Source organism: Pseudomonas sp. NBRC 111123 (genome assembly GCF_001320205.1).
GTDB lineage: Bacteria > Pseudomonadota > Gammaproteobacteria > Pseudomonadales > Pseudomonadaceae > Aquipseudomonas > Aquipseudomonas putida_J.
Genome location: NZ_BCAZ01000016.1, coordinates 31,891 through 57,009, shown reverse-complemented (window position 1 = coordinate 57,009; position 25,119 = coordinate 31,891). Strand labels below are relative to the sequence as shown.

Here is a 25,119-nt window from a genome sequence, read left to right as displayed (position 1 = left end):
GATTATAACGAGGGTTTTGAAAGCGTGCCATCCGAAAGATCGGACAGTGCTATACGAAGAAACGCCGCCGCGAACTCATCAGGCGGCAATGGCAGGCTCACGATGTACCCCTGAATCTGCTCGCAGCCCTCGGCTGCAAGGAAACGCTGCTGTGCCTGGTTCTCTACACCCTCGGCGATAATCGTCAGCTGCATGCTGCGCCCCAGTGCAATGATGGCACGGGCGATGGCGGCGTCGTGCGGGTCATCCGGCAGGCCACGGATGAACGACTTGTCGATCTTGAGTATGTCCAGCGGCAGGCGCTTGAGGTAGCTCAGCGACGAGTAGCCGGTGCCGAAGTCGTCGATTGCCAGCTGTACGCCCAGGTGCTTGAGTTGGTGCAGCACGGCCAGGGCTTCCTCGGCCTGGCTCATGATGAAGTTTTCTGTGATCTCCAGCTGCAAGTCACCCGCTTTCAGCTGGTAGACCTTCAACAGATGCTCGATACGCTTGGCGAGATTCGGCTGGCGCAGCTGCGCGCCCGCCAGGTTGATCGAAAGCGGGCCAAAGGCTTGGTAGACCTTTTTCCAGCGATGCATCTGCTGGCAAGCCTGTTCCAGCACCCAGTCGCCCAGCTGGAGAATGCTGCCGTTTTCTTCGGCCAGGTGAATGAAGTGCTCGGGCGGCACCTCGCCGAATGTCGGATGGCTCCAGCGAATCAGCGCTTCGGCGCCGACCAGGGTCTGGGTCTTGAGGCTCAGCTTGGGCTGGAAGCTCAGGCTCATCTCGTTACGCTCGATGGCGCGGCGCAGTTCGTGCTCCATGGCGATGCGTTCGCTGGCCTGCACGGTCAGGTCACGGGTGTAGGCCTCCACGCGGTTGCGGCCTTTGGCCTTGGAGCGGTACATGGCGGCGTCGGCGTTGCGGATCAGCGTGGCGACGTCGGTGCCATCTTGTGGGTAGAGGCTGATGCCGATACTGGCGCTGGTGAAGAACTCGTGTTCGCCGGCCTGGAACGGGGCGATGAAGCAGGCCAGCAATTTGTTGGCGATGGCATGGGCATCGCTGGGCTTGTGCAGGCCTGGCAGCAGGATGATGAACTCGTCGCCACCCAGGCGGGCCACGGTGTCGACGTCGCGCACCTGCTCCTTGAGGCGCTGGGCGATGCCTTTGAGCAACAGGTCGCCGACCGGGTGGCCGAGGCTGTCATTGATGTGTTTGAAACGGTCCAGGTCGAGGAACAGCACGGCGCCCTGGCGGTTGGACACCTGCGAGCAAGTCAGCACGGCCTGCAGCCGGTTTTCGAAGAGGGCGCGGTTGGGCAGGCCGGTCAGCGGGTCGTGGTGGGCCTGGTAGTCGAGTTTGGCCTGGGCGTGCTTGAGGCTGGAGATGTCCGCGAATACTGCGACGAAGTGGGTGATGTCGCGTTCGTTGTTGCGCACGGCGCTGATGGTCAGCCAGCCCGGATACAGCTCGCCATTCTTGCGCTTGTTGTAGATCTCGCCTTGCCAGTGGCCTTCAGCGGTGAGCTGATGCCACATCGCGGCGTAGAAGGCGCTGTCATGCTGACCGGAGGCGAGCAGCCGCGGAGTCTGGCCCAGCGCTTCGATCTCGCTGTAGCCAGTGATCTCGCTGAAGGCGCGGTTAACTGCGCTGATGCGCTGGTCGGTGTCGGTGATCAATACCCCTTCGGCGGTATTTTCGAACACGGTGGCAGCCAGTTGCAGTTTTTCCTGCATCAGGTGGCGTTCGGTAATGTCGCGGGCGATGGTCAGCATGCAGTCCACACCACCGATCGGCAGTGGCCGTGCCGACAGCTCGCAGAGGCGAATCTGCCCGTCGCTGCGGCGCAGGTGGCAACTGAAGTCACGCACGAAACCATCGCGGCCAAGCTGGTCTATCAGGCGCTTGCGTTCGTTCAGGTCGACCCAGATCCCCAAGTCGAATGAGGTCTGGTCGATAGGGGTGTTGAACTCGTAACCGGTCAGGCGGCAGAAGCCCTCGTTGACCTCCAGCAGCAGGCCATCGCTCTGACGCGACAGCAGCAAGCCGTCAGGCGAGGCGTGGAAGGCCTTGGCGAACTTTTCCTCGGAGGTTTGCAGTTGTTGCTGGGTTTGCTTGAGCTGGCTGATATCGCGTACTGCCACCACCAGCGCCGGGGTGCCGTCGAGTTCGAAGGTTTCGGCTGAGGTCAGGCCGGTGAACAGCTCGCCGTTGCTGCGGCGGAAGGTCATTTCCAGGTTGCGGATGCCGCCTTGGTGCAGGCGTTCGAGCAGTTTCGGGCCCATGCCTTCGATGCCCCACAAGTTGAGCTCGGTGGCGGTGCGGCCGATCACTTCGCCGGGCGTCAGGCCGATTTGCTCTTCGAACGCCTCGTTGACTTCGAGCAGCACGCCATCGCTGTGCCGAGCGATCAACAGAATGTCCGGGCACTGCTCGAACACCGAGGCGAATTTCTGCTCCGACAGGCGCAGGGCGTCTTCCGTGCGCTTGGTCTCGCTGATGTCGATCATCAGGCCGCGCATCACCGGGCGGTGGCCGTGTTCGATCATGCTGACGATGTTGCGCACCCAAAGCGGCTGGCCATCGGCGCGCATCACCCGATAGTCGAGGCTGTGATCACGCCCCGCGGCGGTTTCACTCTCGCAGAAGGCTTGGGCCCAGAGCGCATCCTCGGGGTGCAGAATGCTGCGCCAGAAACCGGGCTTGAGCCAGTCGTGCAGTGGGTAGCCCAGCAGGTCTTCGGCGTGCGGCGAGACATAGCTGTAGGTGAAATCGTTGGCGTCGGCTTCCCAGGCGATTGCCGACAGGCTTTCGACCAGGCCGCGGTAGTGATATTCGCTGCTGCGTAGTTCCTGTTCCAGGGCGATGCGCCGGGAAATTTCCGAACTGAGCCGGCGATTGATGCGGATGACCACGGCGAGAATTGCAATCAGCAGCAGGACGGCGGGCAGGCCATAGACCAGGGTGTCATGCCAGAAGCTGCGCTGGTCGACCACATTGCCGACCCAACGTTGCTGGATATGGCTGATCTCATCGCTGGACATGTCGGACATCACCTTGTCGAGAATGCCGATCAGTACTTGCTGGTCACGGGGCGCAGCCATTGCCAATTGATAGCGATAGGGCGTTTCGCCGCTCACGTACAGCCCTTCGAGCTTGAGCTGGCGCAGGCTCCAGATGCTCGAGGCGAGGTCGCCGACCACGGCATCCACCGCATCGGTGGCCAGTGCCTGCAGGGTCGAGCTGACATTGGGCATCGCCACCAGGTTGAGGTCCGGGTGGTGAGTGCGCAGCAGTTCATGGGGGGCGTAGTTCTCGACTACGGCGACCTTCAGCCCGTACAGGTCCTTGAGCGTGCGCGGTTGCGGGCCGCCGTCGTGGGCCAGGATGACAATCGGGAAATCGAGGTAGGGGCGGGTGAACGCAAGGTAGCCTTGGCGTTGCGGGGTGGACATGATGCCGGGCAGCAAATCGATGCGGCCTTCGCGCGCTTGCTGCAGCACTTCGGTCCAGCTGCTGGGCTCGACCGGCTTCAGTGTTACTCCCAGGCGGTCCTGGAGCAACGCGATGTAATCGGCGGCCAATCCCTGGTACCGGCCCTCCTGGTCACGAAATTCGAATGGTGGCCAGGAGGCGTCGACGCCCAGCTTCAGCTGCGGGTGGGCAGTGAGCCAGGTTTTTTCCTCGTCTGTCAGGGTCAGGGCGCCGGCCGTCGAGTTCCACAGGATCAGGAACAACAACAGAATGGCCGGCATCGGCAGCATAGCGGCCTCACACTCAGTTGGTCTGAAGTCGAGTGTAGACTGGCATTCAGCCACCCGAGTAGCCGATCACAACTATTTGTCGGATAAGAAAAACCCCGGCCTGGGCCGGGGTTTGTCATCACTCGTCGAGGAAGGAGCGCAGATGCTCGCTGCGAGTCGGGTGGCGCAGCTTGCGCAACGCCTTCGCTTCGATCTGACGGATCCGCTCGCGGGTCACGTCGAACTGCTTGCCCACCTCTTCGAGGGTGTGGTCGGTGTTCATGTCGATACCGAAGCGCATGCGCAGCACCTTGGCTTCGCGTGCGGTCAGGCCCGAGAGCACGTCACGGGTCGCTTCCTTGAGGCTTTCGACCGTGGCCACGTCGATCGGGGACTGCATGGTCGAGTCCTCGATGAAGTCACCCAGGTGCGAATCTTCGTCATCACCGATCGGGGTTTCCATGGAGATCGGCTCTTTGGCGATCTTCAGTACCTTGCGGATCTTGTCCTCAGGCATTTCCATGCGTTCACCGAGCTCTTCCGGGGTCGGTTCACGGCCCATTTCCTGCAACATCTGGCGGGAAATACGGTTGAGCTTGTTGATCGTCTCGATCATGTGCACCGGAATACGGATGGTGCGCGCCTGGTCGGCGATCGAGCGGGTGATCGCCTGGCGGATCCACCAGGTGGCATAGGTCGAGAACTTGTAACCGCGACGGTACTCGAACTTGTCCACTGCCTTCATCAGGCCGATGTTGCCTTCCTGGATCAGGTCGAGGAACTGCAGGCCACGGTTGGTGTACTTCTTGGCGATGGAAATCACCAGACGCAGGTTCGCCTCGACCATTTCTTTCTTGGCGCGGCGGGCTTTCGCCTCACCGATGGACATGCGGCGGTTGATTTCCTTGATCTCGGCGACGGTCAGGCCGGTCTCGGTCTCGAGGTCGATCAGCTTCTGCTGGCAAGCAACGATGGCGGCGTCCTTTTCACCCAGGGCTGCAGCCCATTTGGTGCTGCGCTTGGCCAGGTCACCGGACCAGGTCTGGTCGGTTTCGTTGCTTGGGAACAGGCGCAGGAAGTCGGCACGCGGCATACGGGCGTCACGCACGCACAGCTGCATGATCGCGCGCTCTTGCTGGCGCAGGCGGTTCAGGGCATCGCGCACGCGCTCTACCAGAACGTCGAACTGCTTGGGCACCAGCTTGATCGGCATGAACAGGTCAGCCAGGGCCTGCAGGGCCTCGATGCTTTCCTTGGCATTGCGGCCGCCCTTCTTCAGGACCTTGTTGGTGGCCTGGAGCTGATCGGCAACGGCGCCGAAACGCTGGGCTGCAACGGCCGGATCGGGACCGCTTTCGGTCTCTTCCTCGTCGTCACCGCCTTCACTTTCTTCGTCTTCGTCGTCCGACTCTTCCTTGGCCGCAGGGGCCTTGGCGCCAGGTACCGGTACTTCTTCGGTCGGTGCGGCGATATTGTCGTCAGGGTCGATGTAGCCGCTGAGAACGTCGGACAGGCGGCCGCCTTCGGCGGTGACGCGGTCGTATTCGCCGAGGATGTAGTCGACAGTACCCGGGAAGTGAGCGATGGCGCCCATGACTTCACGGATGCCTTCCTCGATCCGCTTGGCGATTTCGATCTCGCCTTCACGGGTCAGCAGCTCGACGGTACCCATTTCGCGCATGTACATGCGCACCGGGTCGGTCGTGCGGCCGATATCGGTTTCAACTGCCGCCAACGCAGCAGCGGCTTCTTCGGCCGCGGCTTCGTCGGTGTCGGCTTCCGCCAACAGAAGGGCATCCGCATCCGGAGCACTCTCGAATACGTTGATCCCCATGTCGTTGATCATGCGGATGATGTCTTCCACCTGTTCCGGATCTGAAATATCCTCAGGCAGGTGGTCGTTGACCTCCGCGTAAGTCAGGTAGCCCTGCTCACGACCGCGGGTGATCAACTCTTTGATACGAGACTGCTGTTGCGCTTTTCCGGACATAACACCCTATCCACTGAAGGTCTTGGCGGGCAAAAAACAAGCCGAGGATTATACCCGAGCATGGGCCTCACGCGCCAGATGAGGTCGGCGTTTGTGCGGGAACATTCCGGCTCAGCAGGGCGAGGAGCTGTGATTTTTCCTCGCTGGTCAATTCGCTTTGACGTGATTTCCTGAGCAGTTGTTCCAGGCTGCGCTCGCGTTGGCGGGCGGACAAGCTAGTTATAGTGTCGAAAAACTGTTGTTCAAGGTTGTCGGCCACGATCAGCCATTCCTTTTCTGCCAGGGCCCGCAGCAGGCGGCCTTGTTCGGTGCCGTGCCAGCGTGCGATCAGCTGCATTGAGCTTAGCCCAGGATTTTTCTGCGCAGCTTCGATCAGTGCCACCAGCAGTTGGCTGTACAGGTGTTCTTCGTCGGCGAAGTGGCTGGCATCCTCGACCTTGCCGGCCAGCAGCGGGTGGTGCAGCAAGGTGCGCAGGGCGGCCAGGGTCGGTGGTTCGACGGGTGCCGGCACGCGCGGCGGCGCTTCGTCGCGTTGCTGCCAAGGCTTGCCGCCCTTGCGGTTCTTGTCCCAGGGCTTGTCGTTCCACTGTTTTTTTCCTCCCCCCTTGTTCGGCTTCCACGCCTGCTCCTGGTGGGCGGGCGCGTAGTCGTGCTGCGGCATGTCGCCGTAGTCGGGGGTGTAGCTGGCCATGGCATCGTAGTCGTAGCCAGGGTCGTAGTCCGGCACATTGCTGGCCGCTGGCGCTTGCTGCGCCAGTTCCTCGACCTGCTGCGGATCGAGGCCGGTGATTTCTTTCAGGCGGTTGCGCATCAACTGGCGCAGGTTGGCGCCAGGGATCTTTTCGATCAACGGTGCGGCCAGGGTCGCCATGTGTGCCTTGCCTTCCAGCGAGCGGGGATCGGCCTCGTTGCTCAATTGCTCGAAGAAATAGTCAGCCAGCGGTTGTGCGTGCTGGTTGATTCGGGCCATGAAGGCGTCGGTGCCTTCGGCGCGTACCAGGCTGTCCGGGTCTTCGCCTTCGGGCAGGAACAGGAAGCGCGCCCGACGGCCGTCCTGCAGCGCCGAGAGGGTTGATTCCAGTGCGCGCCACGCAGCCTTGCGCCCGGCTTGGTCGCCATCGAAACAGAACAGCACGCTGGGCACCACGCGGAACAGGCGCTTGAGGTGCTCTTCGCTGGTAGCGGTGCCGAGGGTGGCGACGGCGTTGCGCAGGCCTTGCTGGGCCAGGGCGATCACGTCCATGTAGCCCTCGACGACGATGATCTCGTCGAGGTTGCGGTTGTGCTTGCGCGCCTCGTACAGCCCGTAGAGTTCCTGGCCTTTGTGGAACACCGGGGTTTCCGGGGAGTTGAGGTATTTGGGCTTGTCGTCGCCAAGTACCCGGCCACCAAAAGCGATGATGCGCCCGCGGCTGTCGCGAATCGGGAACATCACCCGGTCGCGGAAGCGGTCATAGCGTTTTCCGCTTTCGGCGTTCTCGATCAGCAGGCCGGCGTCGATCATTACCTTTTGTTGCAGGGTGTCGGCGCCCAGATGCTTGAGCAGGTTGTCCCAGCCCGGCGGCGCGAAGCCCAAGCCGAAGTCCCGGGCGATTTCGCCCGACAGGCCACGGCCTTTGAGGTAGTCCACCGCTGCCTTGCGGGTCGGGTGGCTGCGCAGGGCCTGGCGGTAGAACTCCGAGGCGGCGTCCAGCAAAGGGTATAGCGGCGAATCGGTCGGCTGGCGCGGTTTGTTGTCGCGACGGCCTTGTTCTCTGGGCACTTCCATGCCGGCAGCGCGGGCCAGTTCTTCGACGGCCTGGGGGAAGTCCAGGTTGTCGTGGTCCATGACGAAGCCAAGGGCGTTGCCGCCGGCGCCGCAGCCGAAGCAGTAATAGAACTGCTTGTCGGGGCTGACCGTGAAGGAAGGGGTCTTTTCCTTGTGGAACGGGCAGCAGGCGGCGTAGTTCTTGCCGGTCTTTTTCAGCTGAACGCGCGAACTCACCACATCGACAATGTCGAGGCGGTTGATCAGGTCGTCGATGAAGCTTTGGGGAATTAGCCCGGCCATGGCAGTCTCATCATCTGGCAACTGGCAAGTCTAAACGCTATCGGGGCGAGTGCTGCTAGGGGAAGTGCGAGGGGGGGTGTGCTCGTCGCCAGCCTCCAGTTTCACTGAGGGCTCGTCAGACAGGACGTGCACGCCTGGCCGAAACCAGATCTGACGTTTTGAAACCTTTTGCCCGCTGCAGGTTGCGACAGGCACCTTGGGCTAGCTGCTCAAGGTCAAGCAAACCCCTGCCATCGGCCCGGCGGTAAGCCGGGCAGGGCAGAAGCTCTAGCGTAGAACGTCTGTATTAGTACAGACGAACGGCGCGGCGCTGTTCGCGCTGAACTTTCTTGGCGTGACGCTTAACAGCAGCAGCTGCTTTGCGCTTACGCTCTGCGGTCGGCTTCTCGTAAAACTCGCGGCTACGAACTTCAGCCAGTACACCGGCTTTTTCGCAGGAGCGCTTGAAACGACGCAGAGCTACGTCGAAGGGTTCGTTCTCTTTAACTTTGACGGCTGGCATCCAGGGCTACCTTAATTCATTACCGGGGTAGACGTGCTCCTGGCAAAACAAAAGGTGTGCTGGAGAACGTCGGTTTTCAAGGGTTGCGGATGTTAACCCTTAGTACGCCGGAATGCAAAGCCTCTGATCGAAAACCGCTGGTCGGCACCCGGCACGGGGACTATCATGCGCGGCTTCGAATTCAGCCCCCACAAGGGACGAACCCATGCTAGTACTGGGATTGGAAACATCCTGCGACGAAACCGGCGTCGCATTATACGACAGCGAACGCGGTTTGTTAGCCGACGCGCTGTTCAGTCAGATCGACCTGCACCGCGTGTTCGGTGGTGTGGTGCCCGAGCTCGCCTCGCGTGACCACGTCAAGCGCATGCTGCCGCTCATCCGCCAGGTGCTGGAGGAGGCTGGCTGCGTTGCCACCGAGATCGACGCCATTGCCTACACCGCGGGCCCTGGCCTGGTCGGCGCGCTGCTGGTCGGTGCCTCGTGCGCCCAGGCCTTGGCCTTTGCCTGGGATATCCCGGCGATCGGCGTGCACCACATGGAAGGCCATCTGCTGGCACCGATGCTGGAAGAAAACCCGCCCGAGTTCCCGTTCGTCGCGTTGTTGGTTTCCGGCGGCCATACCCAGCTGGTGCGGGTGGATGGCATTGGCCAATACGCGTTGCTGGGCGAGAGCCTCGACGATGCTGCTGGCGAAGCGTTCGACAAGACCGCCAAGCTGATCGGCCTCAATTACCCAGGTGGCCCGGAAATCGCCCGCCTGGCCGAGCAGGGTGTGCCAGGGCGCTTCGTCTTCCCGCGGCCGATGACCGATCGGCCGGGCCTGGAGTTCAGCTTCAGCGGCCTCAAGACCTTTGCCCTGAATACCTGGCAGCAATGCAAGAATGCTGGCGACGACAGCGAGCAAACCCGTTGCGACCTGTCGCTGGCATTCCAGCAGGCGGTGGTGGAGACTCTGACCATCAAGTGCAAGCGCGCCCTCAAGCAGACCGGCCTCAAGCGCCTGGTCATCGCGGGTGGCGTGAGTGCCAACAAGGCGTTGCGCGCCTCGCTGGAAGACATGCTGGCCGGCCTCAAGGGCAACGTGTACTACGCGCGTCCGCAGTTCTGCACCGATAATGGCGCGATGATCGCCTACGCCGGTTGCCAGCGTCTGTTGGCCGGGCAGCAACAGGACCTGGCGATCAGCGTGCAGGCACGCTGGCCGATGGAGCAGTTGCCGCCACTGTGAATGGCTGTGGAGGTGTCAGAAATGCCTTTCACGCCCGGCAAACAGATCGCGCAGGTTGTTGCGGTGACGCCAGACGATCATCAGCGTGAGCACGGCGATCGGCAGCAGCGCCTCCGGCTCGCGCCAGGCCAGTAGTGGTAAGGTCAGCGGGGTCGCGACAAGCGCTGCAAGCGAGCTGGTGCGGGTGAGGTAGAAGGTCAGTAGCCAGGCGGCGATGGCGAGCAATGCGGCCGGGAAATACAGGCCCATGAGCATGCCTGCGGCGGTAGCGACGCCTTTGCCGCCGCGAAAACGGAAGTACAGCGGGAACAGGTGACCGAGCACTGCGCACACGCCGACCCAGGCTTGCTCCTGCAGGCCAAGGCCGGCAGCGCGGGCGAGCAAAACCGGCAACAAGCCCTTGCACAGGTCGCCCAGCAGGGTCAGGATCGCCAGTTTACGGCCCGCCAGGCGTAGCATGTTGGTGGCGCCGGCGTTGCCCGAACCGCTGGAACGCGGGTCCGGGCTGCCTGAAAGGCGGCTGAGGACGATGGCGAAGGACAGCGAGCCGAGCAGGTAGGCGAGCAGCGCCAATAACCAAAACATGCTAACTATTCCGGGCGAGGACGCCTTGATTCTAACGGCGCCCGTCGCCCTTGTCGTGCTGTGGAGAGAAGTGCTTGGACAGAGTGTTCATCGAAGGCCTGGAAGTCGATACCGTCATCGGTGCCTATGACTGGGAACGGGATATTCGCCAGTGCCTGCGCCTGGACCTGAGCTTCGCCTGGGACAACCGCCCGGCGGCGGCCGGCGATGACTTGAACCTGGCGTTGGACTACGCCAGTGTTTCGGCGCGGGTCCAGGCATTTGCCGAGCAGGCGCGCTTCGAGCTGGTGGAAACCTTTGCCGAGCGCCTGGTGGCGACGCTGATGGAAGAGTTCCACATTCCCTGGGTGCGGTTGAAGCTGACCAAGCCGGGCGCCGTTCCTGCTGCTCGGGGCGGTGTTGGCGTGGAGATCGAGCGCGGATGTCTCTGAGCACGGTTTACCTGGGCCTTGGCAGCAACATTGATCGCCACCGGCACCTGTGTGCGGGGCTCGATGCGTTGGCGGCCATGCTCAGCGACATGCAATGTTCCCCGGCGTTCGAGAGTCAGGCTGTGGGAATCAAGAGTGGGCCGTTCATCAACTTCGTGGTCACCGGCAAGACCGATTTGCCGCTGATGGAGCTGGATCGCCGGCTCAAGTTCATCGAGGCGGACAATGGCCGTTATGCGCCAGATCGCAAAGGCTTGCCGCTGGATATCGATGTGCTCATGTACGACGGCCTGCATGGCACGTTCGATGGGCTTGTACTGCCCCGGGCGGAGATCCTGAAGAATGCCTTTGTGCTGTGGCCGTTGTCGCTGCTGGCACCGGATCTTATTCACCCCGGGGTGGAAAAAAGCATGGCGCAGTTGTGGCAGGAGGCGCAGATCGATCAGGTGTTGGCACCGGTCAACTTCGAATGGCGGGGGCTGCAGCTGACCCCGGCGTAAACCTGTACCGGCCCCTTCGCGGCTAAAGCCGCTCCCACAGGGGCCGCAAAGCCTTGGCATCATGCGGCCCCTGTGGGAGCGGCTTTAGCCGCGAAGGGGCCGGTGTGGTCAGCCCGCCTTGTAAGCCTCTAGCGCTTTAAGCCGCTCACCCTTGAGCGCCTCGCCCAGGCCTTGCCCGGTCAACCCGGCTTCCACCAGTGGCTTCACATCCACAGCCCGGGCTGCCGCCGCTGCGCCACGCAGATAATCGCCTTGTGGATAACTTTCACAGGTGGCCATCTCGCACGCCGCAATGAAATCCTCGAAACGCTGCGGCCGCCGATAAACGTCGAACTTCTGCAGCATTTCCAGCAATTTTGCAGGCGTTAGCTGCAAAGCATTGTCGGCGTCCCCGGCAAATTCACCCACCAGCATGGCCAGTTCCTGGCATTCACGCGGCGCCTTGAACCGCTGGTTGAGCGCTTTGATCGCTGCTGGTTCCAGGCCGCGCAACAAGCAAGCCCAGCGCACCGCCAGCGCTTGCTGATGCTGAGCCGCCCGTTGAAGTGCCGCCAGCGTATCTGCGCCATGCTCCAGCTCTGGCATCAATTCGTTCAGGGCGCCACATGCGCGCAGCACCTGGATGAATACCTGCGGCTGGCTTTCCATCAGCGCCCGCTCGATTTCCTTCCAGCTACGCTCGGCCGTAAGCGCCTCCAGCTCACCCGATTCGGTGATCTGGCGCATCAATGCCAATGTTTCGTCGGCAACACGAAAGCCCATTGGCGCATAGCGCGCGGCAAACCGGGCAACGCGCAGCACACGCAAGGGGTCTTCGGCGAACGCCGGGGAAACATGACGCAGGATGCGTTGCTCGAGATCAGCTTGGCCATGGTATGGGTCATAAACCACGCCCTGCTCATCCTCGGCCATCGCATTGATGGTCAGGTCGCGGCGGATCAGGTCTTCTTCCAGTGTCACTTCCGGGCTTGCGTGAAAAGTGAACCCGCCATAGCCGCGCCCGCTCTTGCGCTCGGTGCGCGCCAGGGCGTATTCCTCGGCTGTCTTCGGATGCAGGAAAACCGGGAAATCGGCGCCGACCGGGCGAAAGCCCTTGGCGTGCATTTCTTCGACCGTGGCGCCGACCACCAGCCAGTCGATATCGCTGACCGGGCGCCCGAGCAGGCGGTCGCGTACAGCGCCGCCGACTTTGTAGATGTGCATGTGCAACCTCCATTACTGCCCACAGGATACCCTGTCGGCAGTAATGGCGGTGCATCAGAGGTGGTGGATGACGGCGAGGTCCGTGCGCCCGTAGTCGCCGCTCTCGGCATGCTCCCCACGTGGCGGCATATGGTGGGTCTTGATCACCTGGTCGCCCTGTACGGTCTCCAGGTGGATATCAAAGCCCCACAGGCGGTGCAGATGCTTGAGCACTTCTTCGGTAGAGTCGCCCAGCGGCTTGCGGTTGTGCTGCTGGTGACGCAGGGTCAACGAGCGGTCGCCACGGCGGTCGATGCTCCAGATCTGCACGTTGGGTTCGCGGTTGCCGAGGTTGTACTGGGCTGCCAGTTGCTCGCGAATGATCCGGTAACCGGCCTCGTCATGGATGGCCGGTACCAGCAGGTCGTCGCGCTGGTCGTCATCAAGGATGCTGAACAGCTTCAGGTCGCGCATCACCTTGGGTGACAGGTACTGCAGGATGAAGCTCTCGTCCTTGAAGCTGCTCATTGCGAACTTGATGGTAGAAAGCCAGTCGCTGCCGGCAATGTCGGGGAACCAGTGGCGATCTTCCTCTGTTGGGTTCTCGCACATGCGGCGGATGTCGGTGTACATGGCAAAGCCCAGCGCGTACGGGTTGATGCCGCTGTAATACGGGCTGTCGAAGCCAGGCTGGAACACCACACTGGTGTGCGACTGCAGGAACTCCATCATGAAGCCTTCGGTGATCAGGCCCTCGTCATACAGGTCGTTCATCAGGGTGTAATGCCAGAAGGTCGCCCAGCCTTCGTTCATCACCTGGGTCTGGCGCTGCGGGTAGAAGTACTGGGCGATCTTGCGCACGATGCGCACCACTTCGCGCTGCCAGGGCTCCAGCAGCGGGGCGTTTTTCTCGATGAAGTAGAGGATGTTTTCCTGAGGTTCCGAGGGGAAGCGTGCATCGTCGCGCTCGCCGCCTTTTTCAGCGCTCTTGGGAATCGTGCGCCACAGGTCGTTGATCTGCCGTTGCAGGTGCTCTTCACGGTCTTTCTGGCGCCGGCGCTCTTCTTCGGCGGAAATCGGATAGGGGCGTTTGTAGCGATCGACGCCATAGTTCATCAGGGCGTGGCAGGAGTCGATCAGGTCTTCCACGGCATCGATGCCGTGGCGTTCCTCGCACTGGGCGATGTACTGCTTGGCGAACACCAGGTAGTCGATGATCGAGGTGGCATCGGTCCAGGTGCGGAACAGGTAGTTGCCCTTGAAGAAGCTGTTGTGGCCATAGCAGGCGTGGGCAATCACCAGTGCCTGCATGCACATGGTGTTTTCTTCCATCAGATAGGCGATGCACGGATCGGAGTTGATCACGATTTCATAGGCCAGGCCCATCTGCCCCCGGCTGTAGGACTTCTCGGTACTGAGGAACTGCTTGCCGTAGGACCAATGGTGATAACCCAGCGGCATGCCGACGGAGGCGTAGGCGTCCATCATCTGCTCGGCGGTGATCACTTCGATCTGATTGGGGTAGGTGTCCAGGGCGTAACGCTCGGCCAGCCGGCTGATTTCCCGGTCGTAGGTCTGGATCAGCTCGAACGTCCACTCGGACCCGGTGGAAATGGGTTGGCGTCTCTGTGCTCTGGCGGTCATGTGGCTAACCTGCGCTGGAAGAGTTCACGGAAGACCGGGTAGATGTCGCCGGCCGATACCAACTGCTGCTGGGCGAATGTGTCGGGGAAAGCCTCGCCGATTCGCTCATACTCGTACCACAACGCCTGGTGCTCACGCGGGGTGATCTCGACGTAAGTGTAGTACTGCACATGCGGCATGATCTGCTTGGACAGGATCTCGCGGCAGATCGGCGAGTCGTCGTTCCAGTTGTCGCCGTCGGAGGCCTGGGCGGCATAGATATTCCAGTCAGCGGCCGGATAACGTTCGGCCATGATCTCCTGCATCATCTTCAGCGCGCTGGAGACGATGGTGCCGCCGGTTTCCCGGGAATAGAAGAACTCCTCCTCATCGACTTCGCGGGCGCTGGTGTGGTGGCGGATGAACACCACCTCGATGCGGTCGTAGTTACGCTTGAGGAACAGGTACAGCAGGATGAAGAAGCGTTTGGCGATGTCCTTGGTGGCCTGGGTCATCGAGCCGGACACGTCCATCAGGCAGAACATCACCGCCTTGGAGCTGGGGTTGGGCTGCTTGACCAGCAGGTTGTACTTGAGGTCGAAGGTGTCGAGGAAGGGCAGGCGGTTGATGCGTGCCTTGAGCCGTTCGATTTCCTGTTCGGTTTCCTGGATATCGGAGAAGTTGTCTGGTTCCTCGACTTTCAGCCGGTCCAATTCCTTCTGTGCCTCGCGCAGCAGCGCACGGCTGCTGCCGGTCAGGGCGATGCGCCGGGCATGGGCCGAGCGCAGGGTGCGGACGATGTTGATGCGTGACGGGTTGCCCTCGTTGGCGATACCGGCACGCACGGTCTTGAAGGTGTCGGCGCCCGTCAGGTGGCGTTTGACCAGGTTGGGCAGTTCGAGGTCTTCGAACATGAATTCGAGGAACTCTTCCTGGGTGATCTGGAAGACGAAGTCGTCCATGCCATCGCCGGAGTTACCCGCTTTGCCGCGGCCGCCGCCGCCCCCGCCGCCCTGAGGCCTGGGGATGTGCTCGCCGGCGGTGAATTCCTTGTTGCCTGGGTGCACGATGGTCTGCTTCCCGCCACGCCCATGGTGCAGCACCGGTTCATCGATGTCCCGTCCCGGAATGCTGATCTGCTCGCCGTGTTCCATGTCCATGATGGAACGGCGGCTTACGGCCTCTTCGACGGCCTTCTTGATGTGCTCACGGTAACGCCGCAGGAAGCGCTGGCGGTTGACCGTGCTCTTGTTCTTGCCGTTCAGGCGTCGGTCGATAACGTAGCTCATGGTCCCTCCGGTGACTGAATGCAGCTGCAAGCCACAAGCTTCAAACTGCAAGAAAGAGCAGCCACCGCTGCTGCAAGCTGCGGCGCAGGCCGGAGCGCTGACGCCGAGCAGCTTGCAGCTTGCGGCTAGAAGCTTGCCGCTTTATTGCGATTTCCTGACCCGCAGGTACCATTCCGACAGCAGGCGCACCTGTTTGTCGGTGTAGCCACGCTCCACCATCCGCGTGACGAAGTCGTTGTGCTTCTGTTGATCCTCCTTGCTGGCCTTGGCGTTGAAGCTGATGACCGGCAGCAGGTCTTCGGTGTTGGAGAACATTTTCTTCTCGATCACCACCCGCAGCTTTTCGTAGCTGAGCCAGCTCGGGTTCTTGCCGTTGTTGTTGGCGCGGGCACGCAGCACGAAGTTGACGATCTCGTTGCGGAAGTCCTTCGGATTGCTGATGCCTGCTGGTTTCTCGATCTTCTCCAGCTCTTCGTTGAGGGCGATACGGTTGAGGATCTCGCCGGTTTCCGGGTCGCGGTATTCCTGGTCCTGGATCCAGAAGTCGGCGTACAGCACATAGCGGTCGAAGATGTTCTGGCCGTATTCGCTGTAGGACTCGAGGTAGGCGGTCTGGATTTCCTTGCCGATGAACTCGATGTAGCGCGGTGCCAGGTATTCCTTCAGGTAGCGCAGGTAACGCTCGCGCACTTCGGCCGGGAACTGTTCCTGCTCGATCTGCTGTTCCAGCACATACAGCAGGTGCACGGGGTTGGCCGCCACTTCATGCGGGTCGAAGTTGAACACCTTGGAGAGAATCTTGAAGGCGAAGCGGGTCGACAGGCCGTTCATGCCTTCGTCCACTCCCGCGGCATCGCGGTACTCCTGGATCGACTTGGCTTTCGGGTCGGTATCCTTGAGGTTTTCGCCGTCGTAGACCCGCATCTTCGAGTAGATGTTGGAGTTTTCCGGCTCCTTGAGGCGCGAGAGCACGGTGAACTGGGCGAGCATCTTCAGGGTATCGGGCGCGCAATGGGCCTTGGCCAGCGAGCTGTTGACCAGCAGCTTGTCGTAGATCTTGATCTCATCGCTGACGCGCAGGCAATACGGCACCTTGACGATGTAGATCCGGTCGATGAAAGCCTCGTTGTTCTTGTTGTTGCGGAAGGTGTGCCACTCCGATTCGTTGGAGTGGGCCAGCAGGATACCGGTGTAGGGAATGGCCCCAAGGCCTTCGGTACTGTTGTAGTTGCCTTCCTGGGTGGCGGTGAGCAAGGGGTGCAGGACCTTGATCGGCGCCTTGAACATTTCGACGAATTCCATCAGGCCCTGGTTGGCCCGGCACAGTGCGCCCGAGTAGCTGTAGGCATCGGCGTCGTTCTGCGGGAATTCCTCGAGCTTGCGGATATCCACCTTGCCGACCAAGGCCGAGATGTCCTGGTTGTTTTCGTCACCTGGTTCGGTCTTGGCGATAGCGATCTGGTTGAGGATCGACGGGTACAGCTTCACCACCCTGAACTTGCTGATATCACCGCCGAATTCCTGCAGGCGCTTGGTGGCCCAGGGCGACATGATGGTGTTCAGGTAGCGCCGCGAGATGCCGTACTCTTCCTCGAGAATGGCCCCGTCTTCGGTGGCGTTGAACAAGCCCAGCGGAGACTCGAATACCGGCGAGCCCTTGATTGCGTAGAAGGGCACCTTTTCCATCAGCTGCTTGAGTTTCTCGGCCAGCGACGACTTGCCGCCGCCTACCGGGCCCAGCAGATAGAGGATCTGTTTCTTCTCTTCCAGACCTTGGGCGGCATGGCGGAAGTATGAAACGATCTGGTCGATGCACTCTTCCATGCCATGGAAGTCGGCAAAGGCCGGATACCGGCGAATAACCTTGTTGGAGAATATTCGCGACAGCCTGGAGTTGCTGGAGGTGTCGATCAGTTCTGGCTCACCGATGGCCAGCAATAGCCGTTCAGCCGCCGATGCGTAGGCACTGCGATCCTCTTTGCACAGCTCGAGGTACTCCTGCAGCGAAAGTTCTTCCTGGCGCGTAGACTCGAAGCGTTGTTGGAAGTGGCTAAAAATACTCATGACGTCACCTCGCTCGATACGTGGAGACGACGCCGGATCAGTCAGCTGATGCTGGCATGCAACCGGGTTCGCCGATTGCTGTATACCCCCCAGAACACCCTGAAACGCTACCGATGACCCGCACGCCGGTGTACCGGCTCTCCCCTTTTTTTGGATGGCCTGCGCTTAAGAATAGTTGGTTATCCGCAAGGTCAAGGGCGTGCGGCGGAGAAGTTGCGAACGACCGTTCGTCAGGTAGGCTGCAAGCCCGCGTGGGGCGCGGGCTGCAGTAAAAATGAAAAATTATTCGGCAGCGCCCTGGGCGGTCTCGGCCGGGTAGGTGGTGCGCCACAGTTCGAAGCCGCCATCGACGCTGTACACGTCGGAGAAGCCCTGGCCGACGAGGTAGGCGGCTGCGCTCTGGCTGGAATTGCCGTGGTAGCAGACCACCAGGGTCGGGGCATCCAGGTCGGCGTTGCGGATGAACTCGGCGACCGAATGGTTATCCAGATGCCTGGCGCCGGTGATGTGGCCGGCGGCAAAGGCTTGCGAGTCGCGAATGTCGACGACTACCGCACCTTGCGCGCGCAGGGCCAGGGCCTGCTCGGGAGGGATGCGCTTGAATTCGCTCATGGGTACGGCTTCCTTCAGGGGTGATCGTTGAGTGTAGGTGTTTAGGCAGGGAGGCGTAAGTTGCCGTCGTCGGAGCAGTCGCAGCGGTGATATTCGCCGCTGTCGACGTTGTACAGGGTCATGGCGCCGCCCCACACGCAGCCGGTGTCGAGGGCGATGATGCCGGGCTCGTCAACCTGGCCCTGTAGCGCGGCCCAGTGGCCGAAGATGATCTTCACGTGGCGCGAGCGGCGCTCCTTGTGCGCAAACCAGGGCTTGTAGCCTTTGGGGGCGGTGCCCAGCCCTTCCTTGCTCTTGAGGTCGAGCTTGCCTGCGGCGGTGCAGAACCGCATGCGCGTGAGGTAATTGGTGATTACCCGCAGGCGCTCGACGCCAGTGAGGCTCTTGCTCCACTTGTTCGGCTCGTTGCCGTACATGCCGTCGAGGTAGGGTTGCAGGCGGTTGTCGTCGCGCAGCACTTGCTCGACTTCTTCTGCCAGTTGCAGCGCCTGGCCGAGTGTCCATTGTGGTGGGATGCCGGCATGGACCAGGGCGATGCCACGGGGTTCGTCGTAATGCAGCAGTTTCTGCTGGCGCAACCAGTCGAGTAGCCGGTCGGCGTCCGGCGCCTGAATGATCTCGCGCAGCGTATCGCTTTTCTTCAGGCGCTCGACGTTGTGCCAGGCGGCCAGCAAGTGCAGGTCATGGTTGCCCAGCACGCACACCAGCGACTGGCGGATCGAATAGAGGTATCGCAAGGTTTCGAGCGACTCCGGGCCGCGGTTGACCAGGTCCCCGACCAGCCACAGGCGGTCCACCGCCGGGTTGAAGTTGACCCGTGCGAGCAGGCACTTGAGCGGTTCCAGGCAGCCTTGCAGGTCTCCGACGGCGTAAGTGGCCATCAGTGGAGCGCCCCGGGGACCGCCAGACGAAAGGGTGCGATGTCAGCTTCGAAGCGCTTGCCGTCTTCGGCGAACATCTCGTAGCTGCCCTGCATGGTGCCGACGCGCGTGCTGATGACTGCGCCGCTGCTGTAGGTATGGCTCTGGCCGGGTTCGATGGTGGGCTGCTGGCCGACTACACCGGCGCCGCGAACCTCTTCGACTTCGCCATCACCATTGGTGATCAGCCAGTGGCGCGACAGCAGCTTGGCTTTGACCGAGCCGTTGTTTTGCACGGTGATGGTGTAGGCGAAGGCGAAGCGACTGCTTTCGGGGTCGGATTGGTCTTTCAGGTAACGGGTCACGACGCTGACGTCGATCTGATAGCGAGGGTCGGACATGCAAGGGCCTTGGGCGAACTGACGCAATAATGCAGTCTAGGCCATTGAGAGGGGCGAGGGCCAGCGGTGTGGGGTTGTGCTGCCAGTGCAGACGCTGTCGCCGGCAAGCCGGCGACAGGGCAGTAGCAGGTGCAATCAGGCTTGCTGCTCGGCCAGCTGATCGGCCAGGCGCACGAAGGCGGCCAGGTCGAGCTGCTCGGGGCGCAGGCTGCCATCTACGCCGGCGGCCTCGATGGCTGCGCTGTCGAGTAGGCCTTTCATGGTATTTCGCAGGGTCTTGCGGCGCTGGTTGAACGCTTCGCGCACCACCTGTTCCAGCAACTTCGCATCCTTGGCTGGATGTGGCAGTACTTCGTGGGGCACCAGGCGCACGATCGCCGAGTCTACCTTCGGTGGCGGGTTGAACGCGCCCGGGCCAACGTTGAACAGGTGCTCCACGCGGCAGTGGTACTGCACCATGATCGACAGGCGGCCCCAGTCGCCACCGCCTGGGCCTGCAGCCATGCGCTCGACCACTTCCTTCTGCAGCATGAAGTGCATGTCACGGATCAGCCCGGCGTGGCTGAGCAGGTGAAAGATCAGCGGGGTGGAGATGTTGTAGGGCAGGTTGCCGACCACCTTGAGGCTGCGTGGCGGCACGCCTAGCTGGTTGAAGTCGAACTTCAGGGCGTCGCCCTGGTGCAGGCGGAAGTTGTCGCGCCCGGCGAACTTGTGCTGCAGGATCGGCACCAGGTCCTTGTCCAGTTCGACCACGTCCAGCTGTGCGCCGCTGCCCAGCAGGCCCTCGGTCAGGGCTCCCTGGCCCGGGCCGATCTCCAGCAGGTGTTCGCCGGCCTTGGCGTTGATGGCACGCAGGATGCGGTCGATGATGCCGGCGTCGTGCAGGAAGTTCTGGCCAAAGCGCTTGCGCGCCTTGTGTTGGTATTGCTCGTTCATGGTCGGTTCTCGGCCATCTGGTAGGCGGTTTCCAGGGCGACGCGCAGGCTGCCGGTGTCGACCTTGCCGCTGCCGGCCAGGTCCAAAGCAGTGCCGTGGTCAACCGATGTGCGGATGATCGGCAGGCCCAAGGTCACGTTGACTGCGGCGCCAAAGCCCTTGTACTTGAGTACGGGCAGGCCCTGGTCGTGGTACATCGCCAGCACCGCGTCGCAGTGCTCCAGATATTTGGGGCTAAACAGGGTATCGGCCGGCAGTGGGCCGCGCAGGTCCATGCCTTCGGTACGCAGGCGGGCCAGCGTCGGCTCGATGATGTCGATTTCTTCGCGGCCAAGATGGCCGCCTTCCCCGGCATGCGGGTTGAGGCCGCAGACCAGGATGCGTGGGTTGGCAATGCCGAACTTGTCACGCATGTCGGCATGCAGGATGCGGGTGACCCGCTCCACGCGCTCGGCAGTGATGGCGTCGGCAATGTCCCGCAGCGGCAGGTGCGTGGTCACCAGGGCCACACGCAAGCCGCGGGTGGCCAGCATCATCACTACCTGGGCGGTGTGGGTCAGGTCGGCAAGGAATTCGGTATGGCCGGAGAAGGCAATACCGCTTTCATTGATCACGCCCTTGTGTACGGGTGCGGTGATCATCCCGGCGAATTGCCCGTCAAGGCAACCTTGGCCAGCACGGGTCAGCGTTTCCAGTACGAATGCTGCGTTGGCCTTGTCCAGCTGGCCTGGCACCACTGGTGCTGCCAAAGGTGTGTCCCACACGTACAAACTGCCAGCAGGTGCCGGCTGGTCTGGCCATTGGCCCGGCACTACCGGCAGCAGGTTGACGGCCAGCCCCAGCTGCGTGGCCCGCTCGGCGAGCAGGTCACGGCTGGTGATGGCGATCAGGGGATGGGGCTGGGCGTCGGCGGCGAGCAGCAGGCACAGGTCGGGGCCTATGCCGGCTGGTTCGCCGGGGGTGACGGCGAAGCGCAGGGGCTTCACTGTGCGGCCTGGTCAGCGCCAGGCAGCTTGATTTCAACGTAGGCTTCGTCGCGGATCTGGCGCAGCCAGGTCTGCAGCTCTTCGTCGTACTTGCGGTTGCGCAGCACGTTCATGGCCTGTTGCTCACGCGCCTGCTCGGTGCTGTCGGTGGCGCGGCGGCCCAGCACTTCCAGAACGTGCCAGCCATACTGGGTCTTGAACGGTTTGGTCACAACACCTTGCTGGGCGTTGGCCATCTGTTCGCGGAACTCCGGTACCAGGCTGTTCGGGTCGACCCAGTTGAGATCGCCGCCGTTGAGTGCGGAGCCCGGGTCTTCCGAGAAGCTCTTCGCCAGCTCGCCGAAGTCCTCGCCGTTCTGGATGCGCTCGTACAGGCGCTCTGCCAGCTGCTTGGTGGCCGCTTCGCTGCGGATTTCGCTCGGCTTGATCAGGATGTGGCGAACATGCACTTCGTCACGCAGCACGTTTTCGCCACCACCACGCTTCTCCTCGAGCTTGAGCAGGATGAAGCCGTTGGGGATGCGGATGGGTTGGGTGATGTCGCCTACCGCCATGCTGCTGAGCATCTTGGCGAAGTCTGGTGGCAGTTGGGCGGCTTTACGCCAGCCCATTTCACCACCTTCAAGGGCGTTTTCGCTGGCCGAGTTGGCAATCGCCACCTGGCCGAAGTCCGCGCCCTGGCGCAGTTGCTGGTAGAGGTCACCGACCTTGCGCGCAGCTTTCTGGATGTCGTCCGAATTGGCGGCTTCCGGGGTCGGGATGAGGATGTTTGCCAGGCGGTACTCTTCTGACATCTGCATCTTGCCCATGTCCGAGTTGAGGAAGTTCTTCACTTCCTGCTCGGAGACCTGGATGCGTTCGGCAACGCGGCGCTGGCGCACGCGGCTGATGATCATCTCGCGCTTGACCTGCTCACGGGCGTCATCGAACGACAGGCCGTCATGGGCGAGGGCGGCGCGGAACTGCTCCAGGGACATGCCATTGCGCTGGGCAATGGTGCCGATGGCCTGGTTCAGTTCTTCGTCGGTGATGCGGATGCCCGAACGTTCGCCAATCTGCAACTGCAGGTTCTCGACGATCAGGCGTTCCAGTACCTGCTGCTCCAGTGCGCCGGTCGGCGGCACGCCGCCGCCACGCTTGGCGATGGTTTGCTGCACCTCGTGAACGCGCTGGTCCAGTTGGCTCTGCATGACCACGTCGTTGTCGACGATGGCCACCACGCGGTCCAGGGGTTGTACCGCGGCATGCACCGCGCCACTCAGCAATGCAGCGCCCAGCAACACTGGGCGCAGTCGATCAATAAGCTTGTTCTTCACGAGTACGATAGCCTTGAATGCCTTGGTCGAGGAACGATTCGACTTTATTGCCCACTACACCACCGAGGCCTTTCAGCACGATCTGCAGGAAGATGCCGTGGTCGCCTTTTTCGTTTGTCGGGGTCGCTTGGCTGAAGTCGTCGCTGTCGACCCAGTAACGGTTGATCAGACGCAGCTTCCAGCAGCAGTTGTCGTATTCGAAACCGCCCATGGCTTCCAGGGTACGGTTGCGGTTGTAGTCATGCTGCCAGCGGGCGATTACGCTCCATTGCGGCACGATCGGCCAGATGACCGAGAAGTCGTGCTGCTGGATCTTGTAGTAATCCTTGATGAAATTATCGGTGCCAGGTGTGCCATAGTCGCCGCCGCCCACTTTCCAGGTACCGGTGGTGGAGTCATAGGCAATGGTGTCGTTGCGGTAGCGATAGCCGAAGTTGACCACCTTGTTCGGGTTGTCTTCAGGCTGGTAATGGAACATCGCGCTGCCCGAGCGGGTGCTGCGGCTGTCCGGGTCCCAGTTGAAGTCCGAATTGAAGCGCCAGTCGCGGTTGAAGTAGTAGTTGTACAGCAACGCGTAAGGCGACACATCCGACTGCGAATCCTTGCGGGTACGGTAGTCGATGCCTGGCAGCTGGACCTTGCGGTCCTTGAAGTAGTAAGCCTGACCGATGCTGAAGTTCTGGCGTTCGAAGCCATTGTCTTCGATCCAGCGGGTAGTCACACCCAGCGACAGCTTGTTCTCGTCGCCGATACGGTCGGTGCCGGAGAAGCGGTTGTCACGGAACAGCGAGTCATAGCTGAACAGCGTTTCGCCCGTGTCGAACAGCGGGATGTCCACCTGGTCCTTGTACGGGACATAGAGGTAGTACAGTCGCGGTTCGAGGGTCTGGCGGTAGTTGGTTCCGAACAGCGAAGTATTGCGGTCGAAGTACAGGCCGCTGTCCACGCTGAGAATCGGGATGTCGCGATTCTGGTTGCTCTTGAAGTCGCCAAACAGATCACGGGTGGCATCGCTGCTGCCGGCAACGTCGCTTTTGCCTTTGCCATCCAGATCCAGATCGTAATGGGTGTACATGTACTTCAGCTTCGGCGTGATGTAACCGTAGCTGGCGTTCATCGGCAGGCTGATCGACGGCGCGACGTTCAGGCGGGCACCGTTAGCGCGGGCGACGCCGAAGAGGTTTTCGTCAAGTCGACGGCCTGGGGCACCAGCGCTGAGGTCTGGGTTGCCATCTTTGTCAGTAACGAAATCGTTCTTCAGGTCACGATCAAAGCGTACAGCCTCGGTCTCATAGCCAAAGTTCAAGCCACCTGGCTGGAATGGCAACGTACCGTTGAAGGTGATCTGAGGCAGCTTGTTGTACGGGGTGATCTGCGACAGGGTCGCCATCTCGTACGCTTGCGCATTCAGGCGAGCGGTGTAGCTGTCGCCACGCCAGGTCAGGGCACCTTGCTGATTGACCACGTCATTGCTTTTAACGCCAATCTGGTCGGTTTCCAGATCCTGGAAGTAGAACGGATCGCTGATGTCGGTGTAGTCAACTTCAGTCATCAGGCGCTCGTCCAGGCCACCTTTGTGCTGCCAGTTGATCATCCAGCGTTCTTTCTTGTAGTCCGTCTGCAGCTTGCGGTCATCGTCCTCGTCGTTGAGGTAACCACCGCCGAACTGGCCTTCGCTGGACTTGGTCAGGTAGCGGAACTCGCCTTCCATGAGCATGCCGCGCTTGGTCATGTAGCGCGGGTACAACGTGGCGTCATAGTTGGGCGCCAGGTTGAAGTAGTAAGGCGTGACCAGCATGAAGCCGGTGTCGCTGGTGCTGCTGAACGACGGCGGCAGGAAGCCGGACTGGCGACGATCGTCGATCGGGAAGTAGATGTACGGTGTGTAGAGCACCGGGAAATCTTTGACCCGCAGGGTGACGTTGGTCGCCGTACCGAAACCGGTTGCCGGGTTCAGGGTGATGTTGTTGCCCTTCAGCTGCCAGGCGTTGCTGCCCGGTTCGCAGGTGGTGTACGTACCGTCCTTGAGGCGGATGATGGCGTTTTCGCCACGCTTGGCGTACAGGGCGTTGCCGCGAATGTGCGACTTGTGCATCACGTATTCGGCGTTGTCGACCTGGGCTTCGCCGGTATCGAGCTGAATCTGGGCCTCGTCGCCGACCACCAGCGAGCCATTGTCGCGAATCTTGACGTTGCCCTTGAGCTCGCCACGGTTCTCGGCCTGGTACAGGTTGGCCTCGTCGGCTTCGGCCTGCATGCTGCCTTGGCGCATCACCACGTCACCGGCGAGGGTAGCGATCTGCTGCTCCTGCTGGTACTTGGAGACCTTGGCGTTGATGTAGGTTGGCGACTCATCCTTGGGGGTGGAGTCGGCCATGCCTGGGCGAGTGGGCTCGATGTACGCGCCACCGCAGTACGGGCCGGTTTCGGCCAGCTGCGCTGCAGTGAGCTTTTCGCGTGGAACCCAGTCAAGGTGGCTGTAATCTTCGCTGCGCGACTTCAGGCCGCGGCCCTTGGCCTCGGTGACCAGCATGGGCTTGTCTGCACGTTCGGCCTCGGCCGGTTCGGCTTCAGTCCCGGAAGTGAGCGCGGCACCTTCATGCACCGGGCGCGGAGGCAGGTTGTTGACTGGGGTCTTGGGCTTGCAGTCCCAACCACCGGAGGCGGACACTTGGCAGTCGAACTGCTCGGCTGCCACCACATAAGAGGTGGCCAGAGGTTGCATGGCCAGCAGACCGCCGGTTACCAGCAACGGAAACTTTCTACGAAATGCGGGGGATTTCAATGCCATCTTATTAGTCCGGGCTTCCTGCGTGCCATCTGCCCGCGTGTGGGG

Annotated in this window: 19 protein-coding genes; 3 read left to right on the top strand and 16 right to left on the bottom strand. The window is 61.6% G+C overall.

The window, feature by feature from the left end:
- Window positions 1-2: 2 nt before the first annotated feature.
- The 4 genes from APH27_RS10810 to rpsU all read right to left on the bottom strand — a co-directional run bounded on the left by APH27_RS10810 (window position 3) and on the right by rpsU (window position 8,267).
- Entirely contained in the window at window positions 3-3,746 is a 3,744-nt protein-coding gene (locus tag APH27_RS10810; RefSeq protein WP_082435081.1) for an EAL domain-containing protein, read from the bottom strand.
- Between the two features lie 118 nt (window positions 3,747-3,864).
- Complete coding sequence (gene rpoD / locus APH27_RS10805) at window positions 3,865-5,715, bottom strand: RNA polymerase sigma factor RpoD (protein WP_060484780.1); 1,851 nt, start codon at window positions 5,713-5,715, stop codon at window positions 3,865-3,867.
- Between the two features lie 67 nt (window positions 5,716-5,782).
- Window positions 5,783-7,765, bottom strand: a complete 1,983-nt coding sequence (dnaG, locus tag APH27_RS10800; RefSeq protein WP_027917474.1) for a DNA primase — start codon at window positions 7,763-7,765, stop codon at window positions 5,783-5,785.
- 286 nt (window positions 7,766-8,051) lie between these two features.
- Window positions 8,052-8,267 carry a 30S ribosomal protein S21 gene (gene rpsU / locus APH27_RS10795; protein ID WP_003255575.1) on the bottom strand — a complete coding sequence of 72 codons (216 nt, stop codon included), beginning with the start codon at window positions 8,265-8,267 and terminating at the stop codon, window positions 8,052-8,054.
- A gap of 205 nt (window positions 8,268-8,472) precedes the next feature.
- Between rpsU and tsaD the strand changes: the two genes are divergently transcribed.
- On the top strand, window positions 8,473-9,498 hold the full coding sequence (gene tsaD / locus APH27_RS10790; protein ID WP_027917473.1) for a tRNA (adenosine(37)-N6)-threonylcarbamoyltransferase complex transferase subunit TsaD: 1,026 nt from the start codon (window positions 8,473-8,475) through the stop codon (window positions 9,496-9,498).
- 15 nt (window positions 9,499-9,513) lie between these two features.
- Here tsaD and plsY read toward each other — a convergent pair whose 3' ends face one another.
- Window positions 9,514-10,083, bottom strand: coding sequence for a glycerol-3-phosphate 1-O-acyltransferase PlsY (gene plsY, locus APH27_RS10785; protein ID WP_027917472.1), 570 nt, complete (start codon window positions 10,081-10,083; stop codon window positions 9,514-9,516).
- Window positions 10,084-10,157: 74 nt separating this feature from the next.
- Between plsY and folB the strand changes: the two genes are divergently transcribed.
- A complete protein-coding gene (gene folB, locus APH27_RS10780) occupies window positions 10,158-10,514 on the top strand; it encodes a dihydroneopterin aldolase (RefSeq protein ID WP_027917471.1) in 357 nt (118 codons plus the stop codon).
- Window positions 10,505-11,014: a 2-amino-4-hydroxy-6-hydroxymethyldihydropteridine diphosphokinase gene (gene folK / locus APH27_RS10775; RefSeq protein ID WP_060484779.1), complete on the top strand. Its 510-nt coding sequence runs from the start codon at window positions 10,505-10,507 to the stop codon at window positions 11,012-11,014. The genes folB and folK overlap by 10 nt, the downstream gene beginning before the upstream one ends.
- Window positions 11,015-11,122: 108 nt before the next feature.
- Here the strand turns inward: folK and APH27_RS10770 are convergent, their stop codons facing one another.
- The 11 genes from APH27_RS10770 to APH27_RS10720 form a co-directional block, all read right to left on the bottom strand.
- The gene (locus APH27_RS10770; protein WP_027917469.1) at window positions 11,123-12,217 is read right to left on the bottom strand and encodes a hypothetical protein; all 1,095 of its coding nucleotides are present in this window, start codon (window positions 12,215-12,217) and stop codon (window positions 11,123-11,125) included.
- Window positions 12,218-12,271: 54 nt separating this feature from the next.
- Entirely contained in the window at window positions 12,272-13,840 is a 1,569-nt protein-coding gene (locus APH27_RS10765; protein WP_060484778.1) for a SpoVR family protein, read from the bottom strand.
- The gene (locus APH27_RS10760; RefSeq protein WP_027917467.1) at window positions 13,837-15,108 is read right to left on the bottom strand and encodes a YeaH/YhbH family protein; all 1,272 of its coding nucleotides are present in this window, start codon (window positions 15,106-15,108) and stop codon (window positions 13,837-13,839) included. The genes APH27_RS10765 and APH27_RS10760 overlap by 4 nt, the downstream gene beginning before the upstream one ends.
- A gap of 141 nt (window positions 15,109-15,249) precedes the next feature.
- Entirely contained in the window at window positions 15,250-17,172 is a 1,923-nt protein-coding gene (locus APH27_RS10755; RefSeq protein ID WP_060484777.1) for a PrkA family serine protein kinase, read from the bottom strand.
- Between the two features lie 282 nt (window positions 17,173-17,454).
- A complete protein-coding gene (glpE, locus tag APH27_RS10750; protein WP_027917465.1) occupies window positions 17,455-17,784 on the bottom strand; it encodes a thiosulfate sulfurtransferase GlpE in 330 nt (109 codons plus the stop codon).
- Between the two features lie 41 nt (window positions 17,785-17,825).
- Window positions 17,826-18,665, bottom strand: a complete 840-nt coding sequence (locus APH27_RS10745) for a symmetrical bis(5'-nucleosyl)-tetraphosphatase (RefSeq protein WP_027917464.1) — start codon at window positions 18,663-18,665, stop codon at window positions 17,826-17,828.
- Window positions 18,665-19,045: a Co2+/Mg2+ efflux protein ApaG gene (gene apaG / locus APH27_RS10740; protein ID WP_027917463.1), complete on the bottom strand. Its 381-nt coding sequence runs from the start codon at window positions 19,043-19,045 to the stop codon at window positions 18,665-18,667. The genes APH27_RS10745 and apaG overlap by 1 nt, the downstream gene beginning before the upstream one ends.
- Window positions 19,046-19,180: 135 nt before the next feature.
- Window positions 19,181-19,981: a 16S rRNA (adenine(1518)-N(6)/adenine(1519)-N(6))-dimethyltransferase RsmA gene (gene rsmA, locus APH27_RS10735; protein ID WP_027917462.1), complete on the bottom strand. Its 801-nt coding sequence runs from the start codon at window positions 19,979-19,981 to the stop codon at window positions 19,181-19,183.
- A complete protein-coding gene (gene pdxA, locus APH27_RS10730; protein ID WP_060484776.1) occupies window positions 19,978-20,967 on the bottom strand; it encodes a 4-hydroxythreonine-4-phosphate dehydrogenase PdxA in 990 nt (329 codons plus the stop codon). The genes rsmA and pdxA overlap by 4 nt, the downstream gene beginning before the upstream one ends.
- Window positions 20,964-22,283 (bottom strand): peptidylprolyl isomerase, encoded by a 1,320-nt coding sequence (locus APH27_RS10725; RefSeq protein WP_027917460.1) that lies wholly within the window; start codon window positions 22,281-22,283, stop codon window positions 20,964-20,966. Before APH27_RS10725 ends, pdxA begins: the two co-directional genes overlap by 4 nt.
- On the bottom strand, window positions 22,264-25,074 hold the full coding sequence (locus tag APH27_RS10720; RefSeq protein ID WP_060484775.1) for an LPS-assembly protein LptD: 2,811 nt from the start codon (window positions 25,072-25,074) through the stop codon (window positions 22,264-22,266). The genes APH27_RS10725 and APH27_RS10720 overlap by 20 nt, the downstream gene beginning before the upstream one ends.
- Window positions 25,075-25,119: the final 45 nt, after the last annotated feature.

Bases quoted from the DNA above. Each gene is read 5' to 3' on its own strand.
- APH27_RS10810 (WP_082435081.1), bottom strand. From the start codon at position 3,746: ATGCTGCCGATGCCGGCCATTCTGTTGTTGTTCCTGATCCTGTGGAAC.
- rpoD (WP_060484780.1), bottom strand. From the start codon at position 5,715: ATGTCCGGAAAAGCGCAACAGCAGTCTCGTATCAAAGAGTTGATCACC.
- dnaG (WP_027917474.1), bottom strand. From the start codon at position 7,765: ATGGCCGGGCTAATTCCCCAAAGCTTCATCGACGACCTGATCAACCGC.
- rpsU (WP_003255575.1), bottom strand. From the start codon at position 8,267: ATGCCAGCCGTCAAAGTTAAAGAGAACGAACCCTTCGACGTAGCTCTG.
- tsaD (WP_027917473.1), top strand. From the start codon at position 8,473: ATGCTAGTACTGGGATTGGAAACATCCTGCGACGAAACCGGCGTCGCA.
- plsY (WP_027917472.1), bottom strand. From the start codon at position 10,083: ATGTTTTGGTTATTGGCGCTGCTCGCCTACCTGCTCGGCTCGCTGTCC.
- folK (WP_060484779.1), top strand. From the start codon at position 10,505: ATGTCTCTGAGCACGGTTTACCTGGGCCTTGGCAGCAACATTGATCGC.
- APH27_RS10770 (WP_027917469.1), bottom strand. From the start codon at position 12,217: ATGCACATCTACAAAGTCGGCGGCGCTGTACGCGACCGCCTGCTCGGG.
- APH27_RS10765 (WP_060484778.1), bottom strand. From the start codon at position 13,840: ATGACCGCCAGAGCACAGAGACGCCAACCCATTTCCACCGGGTCCGAG.
- APH27_RS10760 (WP_027917467.1), bottom strand. From the start codon at position 15,108: ATGAGCTACGTTATCGACCGACGCCTGAACGGCAAGAACAAGAGCACG.
- APH27_RS10755 (WP_060484777.1), bottom strand. From the start codon at position 17,172: ATGAGTATTTTTAGCCACTTCCAACAACGCTTCGAGTCTACGCGCCAG.
- glpE (WP_027917465.1), bottom strand. From the start codon at position 17,784: ATGAGCGAATTCAAGCGCATCCCTCCCGAGCAGGCCCTGGCCCTGCGC.
- APH27_RS10745 (WP_027917464.1), bottom strand. From the start codon at position 18,665: ATGGCCACTTACGCCGTCGGAGACCTGCAAGGCTGCCTGGAACCGCTC.
- apaG (WP_027917463.1), bottom strand. From the start codon at position 19,045: ATGTCCGACCCTCGCTATCAGATCGACGTCAGCGTCGTGACCCGTTAC.
- rsmA (WP_027917462.1), bottom strand. From the start codon at position 19,981: ATGAACGAGCAATACCAACACAAGGCGCGCAAGCGCTTTGGCCAGAAC.
- APH27_RS10720 (WP_060484775.1), bottom strand. From the start codon at position 25,074: ATGGCATTGAAATCCCCCGCATTTCGTAGAAAGTTTCCGTTGCTGGTA.